The following is an 11,725-nucleotide window of genomic DNA, read 5'->3' as shown; positions in this document are numbered from 1 at the left end:
GCCGGAAAACCAGGATTTGAGGGGAAGCGATATGTCGATCACGGTCTACACCAAGCCTTCGTGCGTGCAGTGCAATGCCACCTACCGCGCACTGGATGCCAAGGGCATCGAGTACGAGATCCACGACCTCTCCGAAGACGCCGCGGCGCTCGAGCAGGTCAAGGCGCTCGGCTACATGCAGGCTCCGGTCGTCGTGACCGACGAAGGCCACTGGTCGGGCTTCCGTCCCGACAAGATCGACGAGCTCGCGGCTCGCCTGGCGTAAGGAGAAGAAGTCATGAGCGCCGTCGCGACAGCAGCGCCGCTCCTGGTCTACTTCTCCAGCGTCTCCGGGAACACGGCGCGCTTCGTCGAGAAGCTGGGCCTTCCCTCCCGCCGCATCCCGTTGCACCGCACGGACGAGGATCTCGTCGTGGACGAGCCGTTCGTGCTCGTCACCCCGACGTACGGGGGCGGGCAGGGGCGCGGCGAGGAGAAGGGCGCCGTACCCAAGCAGGTGATCCGGTTCCTCAACGACGAGCGCAACCGGCGTCACCTTCGGGGAGTCATCTCCGCAGGTAACACCAACTTCGGCGACGCCTTCTGCCTCGCCGGTGACATCATCAGCCGCAAGTGCCACGTGCCTCACTTGTATCGGCTGGAAATCTTCGGCACACAGGACGATGTCGATCGGGTGACCGACGGATTGGAACGACGGTGGGAACTTCAGTGACCGAGACAGTGGCATTCAAGGCGAACCCTGCATACGAGGGTCTCGACTACCACGCTCTCAACGCGATGCTGAACCTGTACGACGCGAACGGGAAGATCCAGTTCGACGCCGACAAGCGCGCCGCTCGGGAGTACTTCCTGCAGCACGTGAACCAGAACACGGTGTTCTTCCACTCGCTCAAGGAGCGCCTGGACTACCTCGTGGAGAAGGAGTACTACGAGGGCGCCGTCATCGAGAAGTACTCGTTCGACTTCGTCCAGCGCCTGAACGACCTGGCCTACTCGAAGAAGTTCCGCTTCGAGACCTTCCTCGGCGCGTTCAAGTACTACACCAGCTACACGCTGAAGACCTTTGACGGCAAGCGCTACCTCGAGCGCTTCGAGGACCGCGTCGTCATGACCGCCCTCGCCTTGGCCGACGGCGACGAGCAGGTCGCGATCGACCTGGTCGAGGAGATCATCTCCGGCCGGTTCCAGCCGGCGACGCCGACGTTCCTCAACGCGGGCAAGGCACAGCGCGGCGAGCTCGTCAGCTGCTTCCTGCTGCGCATCGAGGACAACATGGAGTCGATCGCCCGCGGCATCAACTCCGCCCTCCAGCTGAGCAAGCGCGGCGGCGGCGTCGCGCTGCTGCTGTCGAACATCCGCGAGTCCGGAGCGCCGATCAAGCAGATCGAGAACCAGTCGTCGGGCATCATCCCCGTGATGAAGCTCCTCGAAGACAGCTTCAGCTACGCCAACCAGCTCGGTGCCCGCCAGGGCGCCGGCGCGGTGTACCTCAACGCGCACCACCCCGACATCATGCGCTTCCTCGACACCAAGCGCGAGAACGCCGACGAGAAGATCCGCATCAAGACCCTCTCGTTGGGCGTCGTCGTGCCGGACATCACCTTCGAGCTGGCCAAGAACGACGAGGACATGTACCTGTTCTCGCCGTACGACGTCGAGAAGGTCTACGGCGTGCCGTTCGGCGACATCTCGGTCACCGAGAAGTACCGCGAGATGGTCGATGACCCCCGCATCAAGAAGACCAAGATCAACGCGCGCGAGTTCTTCCAGACCATCGCCGAGATCCAGTTCGAGTCTGGCTACCCGTACATCATGTTCGAGGACACGGTGAACAAGGCCAACCCGATCAAGGGCCGCATCAACATGTCCAACCTCTGCAGCGAGATCCTGCAGGTGAACACGCCGACGACCTACAACGAGGACCTCTCGTACAAGGAGATCGGCAAGGACATCTCCTGCAACCTCGGCTCGATGAACATCGCCCTGGCGATGGACGGCGGCAACCTCGCCGCCACCGTCGAGACCGCGATCCGCGGTCTCACCGCGGTGAGCAACCAGAGCCACATCGCCTCGGTCCGCTCGATCGAGGACGGCAACGACCGTTCGCACGCGATCGGTCTGGGTCAGATGAACCTGCACGGCTACCTCGCTCGCGAGCACGTGTTCTACGGCTCCGAAGAGGGCATCGACTTCACGAACATCTACTTCTACACGGTGCTGTTCCACGCGCTGCGCGCGTCGAACAAGCTCGCCATCGAGCGCAACCAGGCCTTCGACGGCTTCGAGGACTCGACGTACGCGTCTGGAACGTTCTTCGACAAGTACATCGATCAGGCCTGGGTTCCGGCGACCGAGAAGGTCAAGGAGATGTTCGCGGGTCACTTCATCCCGACGCAGGCCGACTGGGTCGAGCTGAAGGAGAGCATCCAGAAGCACGGCATCTACAACCAGAACCTGCAGGCGGTGCCCCCGACCGGCTCGATCTCGTACATCAACAACTCGACGTCGTCGATCCACCCGATCGCGTCGAAGGTCGAGATCCGCAAGGAAGGCAAGCTCGGTCGCGTCTACTACCCGGCTGCGTTCATGACGAACGACAACCTGGAGTACTACCAGGACGCGTACGAGATCGGCTACGAGAAGGTCATCGACACCTACGCCGCTGCCACCCAGCACGTCGACCAGGGTCTGTCGCTGACGCTGTTCTTCAAGGACACCGCCACCACGCGCGACATCAACCGGGCCCAGATCTACGCATGGCGCAAGGGCATCAAGACGATCTACTACATCCGTCTGCGTCAGCTGGCGCTCGAGGGCACCGACATGACCGAGTGCGTCTCGTGCATGCTCTGAACCCGACCAGGAACCCGAGAGACGACGAAGAATGACCCCTCACGAACCGCTCAAGCTGGTCGACAGCGTTCAGGCGATCAACTGGAACCGCATCCAGGACGATAAGGATGTCGAGGTGTGGAACCGCCTCGTCAACAACTTCTGGTTGCCCGAGAAGATCCCGCTGTCCAACGACATCCAGTCGTGGAACACCCTCACCGCCGACGAGCAGTTGCTCACCATGCGCGTCTTCACCGGACTCACGCTGCTCGACACGGTGCAGGCCACGGTCGGGGCCGTCTCGCTGATCCCCGATGCGATCACCCCGCACGAGGAGGCCGTCTACACGAACATCGCGTTCATGGAGTCGGTGCACGCGAAGAGCTACTCGTCGATCTTCTCGACGCTGTGCTCGACGAAGGAGATCGACGAGGCGTTCCGCTGGTCAGTGGAGAACCCGAACCTTCAGAAGAAGGCGCAGATCGTCACCGACTACTACCGCGGTGACGACCCGCTCAAGCGCAAGGTCGCCTCGACCCTGCTCGAGAGCTTCCTGTTCTACTCGGGGTTCTACCTGCCGATGCACTGGTCCAGCCGTGCGAAGCTCACCAACACGGCCGATCTGATCCGTCTCATCATCCGCGATGAGGCCGTGCACGGCTACTACATCGGCTACAAGTTCCAGCGCGGCCTGGAGACGGTCGATCAGGCCAAGCGGGACGAACTGAAGGACTACACGTTCTCGCTGCTGTACGAGCTCTACGACAACGAGGTGCAGTACACGCAGGACCTCTACGACGGCGTCGGCCTGACCGAGGACGTCAAGAAGTTCCTGCACTACAACGCCAACAAGGCGCTGATGAACCTCGGCTACGAGGCGATGTTCCCCTCCAGCGTCACCAACGTGAACCCGGCGATCCTGTCGGCGCTTTCGCCGAACGCCGATGAGAACCACGACTTCTTCTCGGGGTCGGGCTCGTCGTACGTGATCGGCAAGGCCGAGGCGACGGAAGACGACGACTGGGACTTCTAGAAAACGCTGGTCAGAGGCTGATTCTCTGACAACGGAAGGCCCTCGGCCGGCTGCTCATCACGAGCTGCTGACCGAGGGCCTTTTCACGTCTGCCCACGTTTAGCCCACGCGTCCACGCGACGGCCGCCTCGCGTGCGCCGCTCCTCGCTTTGGCCGCGACCCTGGGACTCTGGGGGACCCGACGGTGTCGCTCTACGCGGGGGCTCTTGCCTCGTGGTCCATATGATGCCCGCTAAGCGAGAGCCCTTCAGCCGTTCACGTTGGTGTCCAGGTGCGTCCGTCGTCCTACGGGACCCACAGCCCCCGGCGGGCGCACCGTTGATCGGGGGCCGCGCGTCACGCGCGACGCTTCGTTCGCAGGAGCAGGGCTGCGGATGCCCGGGTCGATCGCACGAAGGCCGCTCGGCGCGCAGCAGCGGCCTGCCTCTGCGCCGCGCGCTCCTCAAGCCGCTCCCAGCGCATCTCGCGGATGCGGTCGCTGTACTCGCGGGCCTCGGCCGCGCTCATGATGTCGCCGCGCATGGCGGATCCTCTCCTCGTGGCGGCGCTCCTCGACCGCCCTCGTGAGGACCACGAACGGCTCGACCGTCTTTCGACACCCTGCGCTGAAGAAAATGTTGCAACTTCTTTTCCGACTCCTGTCGAATCGACGTGAACGTGTTCGTGGTGATGATGAGGATCGCCGCACGTGCGATCGAGAGGAGCGTCATGACCGCGCGACAGAAGTTCCTGGTCATCCACATGAGCGACCCCGCAGGTGCCGAATGGGATCCGGACGTCGACGGTGCCCGGCTCCAGCGCTGGCTGGAGCTCCGCGAAGGCCCGAACGGGTGGGAGCCCAACGGCGAGACCGTCGCAGGTCCCGACCAGGCGCGCCGCATCACCGCGCACGGCGGAGACGTCGTCGTGACCGACGGTCCCTTCCCGGAGTTCACCGAGTGGTTCCTCGGTGTCGAGTGGATCGAAGCGGCCGACATGGACGAGGCGACGCGGATGCTCGCCGAGCATTCAACGGCGCGCATCGGGCGGATGTACGTCATCCCGGCTCGCGGCGACCAGTGACCGACAGGAGCGGGGCGATCGACGTCGACGCCGAGCTCGCCCGAACGCATCGCGAGGAGTGGACCAGGATCGTGGCCGGCCTCGTGCGTCGTTACGCCGACCTCGACATCGCGGAGGAGACGGCTGCTGAGGCGTTCGCCACCGCCGTCGAGCGCTGGCCGATCGACGGGGTGCCGCCCAGTCCGGGCGCGTGGATCACCACGACAGCCCACCGCAAGGCCATCGACCGACTGCGCCGCGAGGCCAGGCGGGACGACAAGCAGAGGGAGGCGTTCATGCTGCAGGACGACTCGCCCGCGGAGCCGACGGGATACATCGAGGACGATCGGCTGCGGTTGATCTTCACGTGCTGTCACCCGGTGCTCTCCATCCAGGACCGCATCGCGCTCACACTGCGGATGGTCGGCGGACTCACCGTCGCGGAGATCGCCAGGGCGTTCCTGGTGCCGCAGACGACGATGGGTCAGCGGATCAGCCGAGCCAAGGCCAGGATCAAGGCCGCCCGGGTGCCGTACGTCGTGCCGCGACGCGAAGATATAGCGCCGCGCGTGTCCGACGTGCTCGCGGTGCTGTATCTGATCTTCAACGAGGGCTACTTCGCATCCGGCGAGAACGTCGACCCGATTCGCCGCGACCTCGCCGAGGAGGCGATCCGGTTGGCACGGCTCGTCCGGGAACTGCTCCCTTCGGGTTCCGACGAGGATGCCGAGGCGACCGGTCTGCTCGCGCTGATGCTCCTCACTCAGGCGCGCGCCGACGCCCGGCTGTCCGCCGGCGGCGAGCTGGTCCGGCTGGACGAGCAGGAGCGCAACGCCTGGGATCGCACGTTGATCCGGGAGGGCATCGCGCTTGTGGATGAACGGCTCGAAGCCGGCGGGCATGATGTCGGCGCGCTGGGGCGCTACCAGCTGCTGGCGGCGATCAACGCCGTGCACGTGTCCGCACCTCGGGCGCAGGACACCGATTGGTCCCGGATCGTCGCACTGTACGACGCACTCGAGCGCATCGACCCGAGTCCGATCGTGAGGCTCAACAGGGCGATCGCGATCTCCGAGTACGACTCGCCCGACGTCGCGCTCGCGCTCGTCGACGAGCTCGGCGATGACCTGGCCGAGCATCACGCCTTCCACACGACGCGCGCAGAACTGCTGCGCCTGACCGGGCGATCGGATGCCGCTCGCGGCGCCTACGATCGCGCGATCGACCTGGCGGTCAACGCCGCCGAGATCACGCATCTCACCCGTCGCCGGGATCAGGTCGCGGCGGCATCCCAAACCGATGGAACCACCGATGAAGGAGAACTCTCATGACCAGCCCGTACCTCGTCATCCACATGACCGATGCGCAGGGAACAGCCCTGCCGGAGTCGGAGGATCGGCAGAAGCTCGACGCGTGGGCGGAACGCGGCAACCAGGCCGGCATGCTCGGCCCCGGCGCGCCCGTCGCGGGCCCTGAGCAGGCCAAGTCCGTCGCGATCCGCGACGGCGCACTGCTCATCACAGACGGACCGTTCCCCGAGTTCAAGGAGTGGTTCGCCGGCTACGACCTGATCGAGGCTGACTCGATCGACCAGGCTGCCGCGTACATGGCCGTTCACCCGACGGCGGTGGCCGGGCGGATGTACATCCTTCCGATCGTGACGCTGCCGTGGGAGCAGCCGCAGGAGGCGTGATGACCGCGTCGCGGGCGTAGTGTGCTGTCCATGGGAACTCTCGAATACAACAGCACGCGCCCCGCGATCGGCGTGGATGACGAAACTTTGGCGCATCTGAAGATCGTGATCGGGACGAAGCTGCGCCGGCAGGAGAGCTTCATGATGACCTGGCTGCCCGAGGATCAGGACAAGGCGCCCGGCCGGCTCACGATCTGGATGAACCCGAGCATCCCGCTGATCATCGCGTTCGACAACCCGACCATGCCGGCGATCGACCCCGCACGGATCGAGCGCATGATGGAGAACCTGAACGTGCGAGGCGAACTGGTTCTGGATCAGCTCGGCTGATAGCGCACGCGGCGCCGACAAAGCAACCCCCTGCGGCTTATCACCGATCCTGCGTAACGTGATCCTCGGAGTCGTTCGGGCGCTCTCGCGGGGGCGGGAGCACTTTCGGGTCTGAACTTCCGCGCGCCGGTGGCTCATCCATCCCTGCCGATGGGTGGGCCGCCGGTCATCCGACCGGGTACTTCTGCCCGCGCAGGAGCCCCGCCAGATGCGCCGCGTCGGCCGCCGCCGTCGCCGTCGCCTGTGCGACCTTCTCCGGCGTCGAGGGCAGATCCTTGTAGTCGGTCTGCTGCATCGCCTCGCCGTTCCAGTACACCGAGCCCTGCGCCGGGATGCTGAAGCCGACGTCGTTGAGCGACTGGAACAGGATGGCGGCGATGTGATGCGCGCCGTCCTCGTTGCCGACGATGCCCGCGATCGCGACCTTGTCGAACAGTGTCGGGCGTCCTGATGCATCCGTTTCGCTGAGCTCGGCATCCAAACGCTCGAGCACGCGCTGGGCGACACTGGAGTGCTGGCCGAGCCACGTCGGCGTCAGGAACACGAGGACATCTGCGGCGAGGACCTGCTCGCGAAGTGCGGGCCACTGGTCGCCTTCGCCCATGTCCTTCCCCACGCCGGGAAGCAGCGTATGGTCGACCGCGCGCACCATCGTGCCGATCACGCCGTGCTCGGCGAGGGCGGCGAGGATCTGCCTGCCCAGCAGTTCCGAACTGGAATCACCGGGGGAGGGCTTGAGCGTGCAGTTGATCGCGAGTGCCGTCAGTTGTGCGTCCATGCGGCCAGGCTAGGTGCGGACCTCCGCGGCGTGGAGGGGGTTTCGTGCGCCGATCCTCTGCGCTATGCGGCGGCGGGCCCGCGCACGGGTATCCTGGACCGAGCGAGATTTCCCGACGTCAGGAGCGCCCGATGATCCTCAGCTTCATCTTCTTCATGATCCTCTTCCTCGGAGGGTTCTGGGTGATGGGCATCTCGTTCGGGCTGCCGGATTTCCAGGCGCTGGTGTTCATCGGCGGACTCCTGCTGATCTGCATCTCCCTCGCGTTCATGATGCGCGAGGGCCGCAGCGGCGCGACCCGGCGCTCGAAGAACTGGGACGGCGGACCGGCGGCGAGCTGATCCCGCTCAGCTGCGCTTCGCCAGCCGCATCTCCAGGTTGGCCTTCACCGCGGGCCATTCGGGTTCGATGATCGAGTACTCGACGCTGTCGCGCAGCGCGCCGTTGCGGTAGCGCATGACGGCGCGCATCACGCCATCCTGCTTGGCACCGAGGCGTTCGATCGCCGTGCGCGACTGGAAGTTCACCCACTGCGTCGTGAGCCCGACGCGGTAGACCCCGAGTTCTTCGAACGCGTGCCGCATGAGCAGGTACTTGGACTCCGCGTTCGTCCCCGTGCCGTGGGCGGATGGACGATTCCACGTGTAGCCGATGTGCAGCCGCGGGACGTCGGCGACCAGGTCGTAGAACGACGTCACTCCGATGATGCGCCCCGTCGCGTCGAACGCGGTGAAAGGGATCATCTCGCCCTTCTCCGCCATCGCCAGACGCTGGTCGATCGCTGCGGCGACCCCGCCGGGCTCGGGAACCGACGTGTACCAGGCGGTCTTCCACAGTTCGCCCTCCGACGCGGCCTCCACCAGGCCGTCGTGGTGCGCCCGTTCGAGCGGTCGCAGCTCGACGAGTCGGCCTGTGAGAGTCAGCGGAGCGGGGTCGATGAGGAAGGCCATACGGTAATTCAACCAGTGGTGTGTCCCCGTTCCGCGCTAGCGTGGCTGGCATGAAGACAGTGCCGTTCGCCACCGCATCCGCTGCCGCCGTCGTCGCCGGAATGATGCGCATCCACGACAAGGACGATGCCGAGATCCGTGCGCTCTACGACGCGGCACGTGGAGCGGGGGTCGATTTCTTCGACCATGCCGACATCTACGGCGGCGGGATGCACGTGTGCGAGGCGCGCTTCGCCGAGGCGCTGCAGCTGACCCCGGCCGAACGCGACGAGATCACGCTGCAGACCAAATGCGGCATCGTGCCGGCCGACGGCGCATACGACTTCTCGTACGAGCACATCATGCATCAGGTGGACGGATCGCTCGCGGCGCTGCGGACCGACCGGATCGACGTCCTGCTGCTGCACCGGCCGGATGCCCTGGTCGAGCCGGATGAGGTCGCCCGCGCGTTCGACGAGCTCGCCGCCGCAGGCAAGGTCCGTGCCTTCGGCGTCTCCAACCACACTCCGCGGCAGATCGATCTGCTGCGTACGGCTGTGAAGCAGCCCTTCGTCGCGAACCAGCTGCAGCTCTCCCTCACCCACGCGTCGATGATCGCCGGACCGATCGCCGCCAACCGCGAGGAAACCGATCAGAGCATCACCCGTGACGGCGGCGGAATCCTCGAGTACTGCCGGACCAACGGCATCACGATCCAGGCCTGGTCGCCCATGCAGGCCGGCGCAGGACGGGGTCCGATCGTCGGCAACCCCGCCCTCCCCGAGTTGAACATCGCACTCGAGCGCATCGCCGACGCGCACGGCAGCACGCCCACCGGAATCGCCGTCGCGTGGATCACGCGGCATCCCGCCCGCATGCAGGTCGTCATGGGGACGACGAGTCCGGAGCGCATCGTGGCGGCGGCCGAGGGAGCGGAGGTCGAGCTCACCCGGACCGAATGGTACGAGCTGTATCGGGCTGCAGGCCACACGCTGCCCTGACCCCCGCCTGCCAGCGTCCTCTACTCTGTAGCCATGCCGTTCATCTTCTCGTTGCTGGTCATCGCCCTGATGATCGGTGCCCTGATCGACATCATCACCCGCGACGATTCGCGCGTGCGGTTCCTGCCGAAGATGGTGTGGATCATCATCGTCATCCTGCTGCCGCTGATCGGCAGCATCCTGTGGTTCGCGCTCGGCCGGGAGTACTCGTCCGACGGGGTCTCGATGCCGAGGATTCCGCGTCGAGCGCGCTCAGCCGGGCCTGCATCCGCGCCGCCCCAGGCTCCGCCGAGGCCGGTCGACACTCGCACCACCGAGCAGCAGATCGCGGATCTCGATCGGGAGATCGAGGAGTGGCGGCTGCGGCAGGAGATCGAGAAGCGCCGGCAGGAGCGCGGCGAAGACTGAGCCCGGTCAGCGGGTGACGGACTCGGCGTCGAAGGATTCCCGGAGCGCCGGCTCGAGCACCGGGTAGCGGAACGCGTAGCCGGCCGCGGTGAGCTTCTCGGGCAGCACCCAGCGGCTCTTGAGGATGAGTTCGGTTTCGGTGCGGATGCCGATGGCGCCGATCTCCAGCATCCATCGCGGCATGGGTGGGCCGAACCGCACGCCGAGGACGTCGCGAACGGTCGCCATGAACGTCGTGTTGTCGACCGGATTCGGGGATGCGGCGTTCACGGGACCGCTGATCTCGGGGTGATCCTCGAGGAAATCGATGATGCCCGCGATGTCGTCGATGTGCACCCAGCTGAACCGCTGCCGACCGCGCCGCGCCCCGGGGAAGTGAGCGGTTCCGGCCTCTCTGCGCCGTCTGCCGACCGGCCACCAGCCGTCGTGCTGCGCGCCGCCGAGGCCGAGCCGGGCCAGCGAACGCAGGGGTCCGAGCACACCGCCGTGGCCCAGGACGATCGTGCTGCGCAGCGCCACTCGCCTGGTCAGCGGGAGATCGTCGGCGAACAGCGCCCGCTCCCACGCCTTCGCGACCTCGACGGAGAAACCCGTGCCGATCTCGCCGGTCGACTCGGTCATCGGGCGGTCGTCGGCGTGCCGGTAGATCGTGGCGGTGGAGGAGTTGATCCAGAGCGGGGGCGGATTCTCGGCCCGCAGGATCGCGCCGCCGAGCGCGGCGGTCGTCTCCTCCCGTGAGGCGAAGATCTCAGCTCTGTTCTCCGGCGTGTACCGGCAGTTCACACTCTTGCCGGCGAGGCCGATCACGAGTGCCGCGCCGTCGACGGCGGCGTCGATCTCCTTCTGATCCGCCCAGCCGAAGTCGGCGCCGGAACGCGAGATGGTCACGACCTCGCGCCCTGCGTTCCGATACTTCCGCACCAGATGGCGCCCCATGAATCCCGAGGAGCCGCCGATCACGACGCGTCCAGCGGTCATGATTCCTGCTCGATCCGGTAGGTGAAGGTGCCGCCGTACTCGTAGACGCGGCCGAGCAGGGGCATGTCGATCGTGAGCTCGATGCACTGGCGATCCGAGTCCGCTTCGAGTCCCTCGCGCAGGCGGACCCGCGGCGCGAGCCACCCGGAAAGCCGCGGGCGCAGGCGACCCAGCCGCATTCCCACCGCGCGGCTGGTCAGGCGCATCGCGCCTGCCTCCACGTCGACGTCGAAGCTCACCGCCAGCAGCGGAGGCTCGCCGAGTTCGTCGACCAGACGCCCGTGCGGCTTCAGCGCGACGGCATCGCGCATGACCCACTCGCCCTGGGGCAGGGTGAGGGTCCGCTCCGCGATCGCCCGACCGGCGACCGTGCGGTTCTCGATCCGGAAGGGGACGTCCGTGTGCCAGCCGGCGACGAGGATGCCGCGCCGCTGCAACGGACGGAGCAGGCGTGCGAGCCACCGGCGCCGCGTGCCGACCCGGTCGAACACGCCCTCTCCGATGCCGACGTGACCGTCGGGGATCGCGGCGAAGTAGCTCTGCGTCGGCGGATCGAGCAGACGGATCCTGGCCCCCAGCGCTCGTGCGTACGGGGACGTGGAGGGATGCCGCATGCTTCGAGCGTACTCGTGCGGACGGCTCGCTCCTGGCCGGGGCTCCGCGGTGCGTCCTAGAGTGAGAGCGCCGCGCCGTCCGCGCGGC

At 66.3% G+C, this 11,725-nt stretch carries 16 protein-coding genes; 11 read left to right on the top strand and 5 right to left on the bottom strand.

The features are described from left to right. The first annotated feature begins 31 nt into the window (after nucleotides 1–31). From nrdH to nrdF, 4 genes are read left to right on the top strand one after another with little or no spacing between them, the layout of a single operon-like run. On the top strand, nucleotides 32–265 hold the full coding sequence (gene nrdH / locus OED01_RS11305; RefSeq protein WP_120228032.1) for a glutaredoxin-like protein NrdH: 234 nt from the start codon (nucleotides 32–34) through the stop codon (nucleotides 263–265). A 12-nt stretch (nucleotides 266–277) separates the two neighbouring features. Then, the gene (nrdI, locus tag OED01_RS11300; RefSeq protein WP_264155376.1) at nucleotides 278–712 is read left to right on the top strand and encodes a class Ib ribonucleoside-diphosphate reductase assembly flavoprotein NrdI; all 435 of its coding nucleotides are present in this window, start codon (nucleotides 278–280) and stop codon (nucleotides 710–712) included. Then, nucleotides 709–2,853, top strand: a complete 2,145-nt coding sequence (gene nrdE / locus OED01_RS11295; RefSeq protein ID WP_264155375.1) for a class 1b ribonucleoside-diphosphate reductase subunit alpha — start codon at nucleotides 709–711, stop codon at nucleotides 2,851–2,853. The genes nrdI and nrdE overlap by 4 nt, the downstream gene beginning before the upstream one ends. Nucleotides 2,854–2,884: 31 nt before the next feature. Then, nucleotides 2,885–3,865: a class 1b ribonucleoside-diphosphate reductase subunit beta gene (gene nrdF, locus OED01_RS11290; RefSeq protein ID WP_264155374.1), complete on the top strand. Its 981-nt coding sequence runs from the start codon at nucleotides 2,885–2,887 to the stop codon at nucleotides 3,863–3,865. Nucleotides 3,866–4,201: 336 nt separating this feature from the next. On the opposite strand, the gene OED01_RS11285 is transcribed toward nrdF, so the two are convergent. After that, a complete protein-coding gene (locus OED01_RS11285) occupies nucleotides 4,202–4,387 on the bottom strand; it encodes a hypothetical protein (protein WP_264155373.1) in 186 nt (61 codons plus the stop codon). A gap of 186 nt (nucleotides 4,388–4,573) precedes the next feature. Between OED01_RS11285 and OED01_RS11280 the strand changes: the two genes are divergently transcribed. Genes OED01_RS11280 through OED01_RS11265 form a run of 4 tightly spaced genes read left to right on the top strand, consistent with a single transcriptional unit; the run spans nucleotide 4,574 to nucleotide 6,929 of the window. Further along, nucleotides 4,574–4,927, top strand: a complete 354-nt coding sequence (locus tag OED01_RS11280) for a YciI family protein (protein ID WP_264155372.1) — start codon at nucleotides 4,574–4,576, stop codon at nucleotides 4,925–4,927. Then, on the top strand, nucleotides 4,924–6,237 hold the full coding sequence (locus OED01_RS11275; RefSeq protein ID WP_264155371.1) for an RNA polymerase sigma factor: 1,314 nt from the start codon (nucleotides 4,924–4,926) through the stop codon (nucleotides 6,235–6,237). Before OED01_RS11280 ends, OED01_RS11275 begins: the two co-directional genes overlap by 4 nt. After that, the gene (locus OED01_RS11270; protein WP_264155370.1) at nucleotides 6,234–6,599 is read left to right on the top strand and encodes a YciI family protein; all 366 of its coding nucleotides are present in this window, start codon (nucleotides 6,234–6,236) and stop codon (nucleotides 6,597–6,599) included. The genes OED01_RS11275 and OED01_RS11270 overlap by 4 nt, the downstream gene beginning before the upstream one ends. A gap of 30 nt (nucleotides 6,600–6,629) precedes the next feature. Beyond that, nucleotides 6,630–6,929: a DUF7882 family protein gene (locus OED01_RS11265; RefSeq protein WP_264155369.1), complete on the top strand. Its 300-nt coding sequence runs from the start codon at nucleotides 6,630–6,632 to the stop codon at nucleotides 6,927–6,929. 166 nt (nucleotides 6,930–7,095) lie between these two features. Here the strand turns inward: OED01_RS11265 and OED01_RS11260 are convergent, their stop codons facing one another. Then, complete coding sequence (locus OED01_RS11260; protein ID WP_264155368.1) at nucleotides 7,096–7,707, bottom strand: flavodoxin family protein; 612 nt, start codon at nucleotides 7,705–7,707, stop codon at nucleotides 7,096–7,098. A 131-nt stretch (nucleotides 7,708–7,838) separates the two neighbouring features. Here OED01_RS11260 and OED01_RS11255 point away from each other — a divergent pair, with 131 nt between their 5' ends. Next, nucleotides 7,839–8,048 carry a hypothetical protein gene (locus tag OED01_RS11255; protein ID WP_264155367.1) on the top strand — a complete coding sequence of 70 codons (210 nt, stop codon included), beginning with the start codon at nucleotides 7,839–7,841 and terminating at the stop codon, nucleotides 8,046–8,048. A gap of 6 nt (nucleotides 8,049–8,054) precedes the next feature. On the opposite strand, the gene OED01_RS11250 is transcribed toward OED01_RS11255, so the two are convergent. Next, on the bottom strand, nucleotides 8,055–8,657 hold the full coding sequence (locus OED01_RS11250) for a GNAT family N-acetyltransferase (protein WP_264155366.1): 603 nt from the start codon (nucleotides 8,655–8,657) through the stop codon (nucleotides 8,055–8,057). A gap of 50 nt (nucleotides 8,658–8,707) precedes the next feature. Here OED01_RS11250 and OED01_RS11245 point away from each other — a divergent pair, with 50 nt between their 5' ends. Continuing rightward, entirely contained in the window at nucleotides 8,708–9,637 is a 930-nt protein-coding gene (locus OED01_RS11245; protein WP_264155365.1) for an aldo/keto reductase, read from the top strand. A gap of 33 nt (nucleotides 9,638–9,670) precedes the next feature. Next, nucleotides 9,671–10,045 carry a PLDc N-terminal domain-containing protein gene (locus OED01_RS11240; protein ID WP_264155364.1) on the top strand — a complete coding sequence of 125 codons (375 nt, stop codon included), beginning with the start codon at nucleotides 9,671–9,673 and terminating at the stop codon, nucleotides 10,043–10,045. 6 nt (nucleotides 10,046–10,051) lie between these two features. Here OED01_RS11240 and OED01_RS11235 read toward each other — a convergent pair whose 3' ends face one another. Beyond that, entirely contained in the window at nucleotides 10,052–11,023 is a 972-nt protein-coding gene (locus OED01_RS11235; RefSeq protein ID WP_264155363.1) for an epimerase, read from the bottom strand. Next, nucleotides 11,020–11,637 carry a DUF4166 domain-containing protein gene (locus OED01_RS11230; RefSeq protein WP_264155362.1) on the bottom strand — a complete coding sequence of 206 codons (618 nt, stop codon included), beginning with the start codon at nucleotides 11,635–11,637 and terminating at the stop codon, nucleotides 11,020–11,022. Before OED01_RS11230 ends, OED01_RS11235 begins: the two co-directional genes overlap by 4 nt. Between the last annotated feature and the right edge of the window lie 88 nt (nucleotides 11,638–11,725).

The sequence above is a fragment of the Microbacterium sp. M28 genome, assembly GCF_025836995.1.
Classification (GTDB): Bacteria; Actinomycetota; Actinomycetes; order Actinomycetales; family Microbacteriaceae; genus Microbacterium.
The sequence above is the reverse complement of the archived record's forward strand: the minus strand, read 5'-3'. Positions and strand labels throughout refer to the sequence as shown.

Excerpts from the sequence above, each read along its gene's own strand:
- OED01_RS11265 (WP_264155369.1), top strand. The coding sequence starts at position 6,630 with ATGGGAACTCTCGAATACAACAGCACGCGCCCCGCGATCGGCGTGGAT.
- nrdI (WP_264155376.1), top strand. The coding sequence starts at position 278 with ATGAGCGCCGTCGCGACAGCAGCGCCGCTCCTGGTCTACTTCTCCAGC.
- nrdF (WP_264155374.1), top strand. The coding sequence starts at position 2,885 with ATGACCCCTCACGAACCGCTCAAGCTGGTCGACAGCGTTCAGGCGATC.
- OED01_RS11280 (WP_264155372.1), top strand. The coding sequence starts at position 4,574 with ATGACCGCGCGACAGAAGTTCCTGGTCATCCACATGAGCGACCCCGCA.
- OED01_RS11255 (WP_264155367.1), top strand. The coding sequence starts at position 7,839 with ATGATCCTCAGCTTCATCTTCTTCATGATCCTCTTCCTCGGAGGGTTC.
- OED01_RS11245 (WP_264155365.1), top strand. The coding sequence starts at position 8,708 with ATGAAGACAGTGCCGTTCGCCACCGCATCCGCTGCCGCCGTCGTCGCC.
- OED01_RS11240 (WP_264155364.1), top strand. The coding sequence starts at position 9,671 with ATGCCGTTCATCTTCTCGTTGCTGGTCATCGCCCTGATGATCGGTGCC.
- OED01_RS11270 (WP_264155370.1), top strand. The coding sequence starts at position 6,234 with ATGACCAGCCCGTACCTCGTCATCCACATGACCGATGCGCAGGGAACA.
- OED01_RS11260 (WP_264155368.1), bottom strand. The coding sequence starts at position 7,707 with ATGGACGCACAACTGACGGCACTCGCGATCAACTGCACGCTCAAGCCC.
- OED01_RS11235 (WP_264155363.1), bottom strand. The coding sequence starts at position 11,023 with ATGACCGCTGGACGCGTCGTGATCGGCGGCTCCTCGGGATTCATGGGG.
- nrdH (WP_120228032.1), top strand. The coding sequence starts at position 32 with ATGTCGATCACGGTCTACACCAAGCCTTCGTGCGTGCAGTGCAATGCC.
- OED01_RS11250 (WP_264155366.1), bottom strand. The coding sequence starts at position 8,657 with ATGGCCTTCCTCATCGACCCCGCTCCGCTGACTCTCACAGGCCGACTC.
- OED01_RS11230 (WP_264155362.1), bottom strand. The coding sequence starts at position 11,637 with ATGCGGCATCCCTCCACGTCCCCGTACGCACGAGCGCTGGGGGCCAGG.
- OED01_RS11285 (WP_264155373.1), bottom strand. The coding sequence starts at position 4,387 with ATGCGCGGCGACATCATGAGCGCGGCCGAGGCCCGCGAGTACAGCGAC.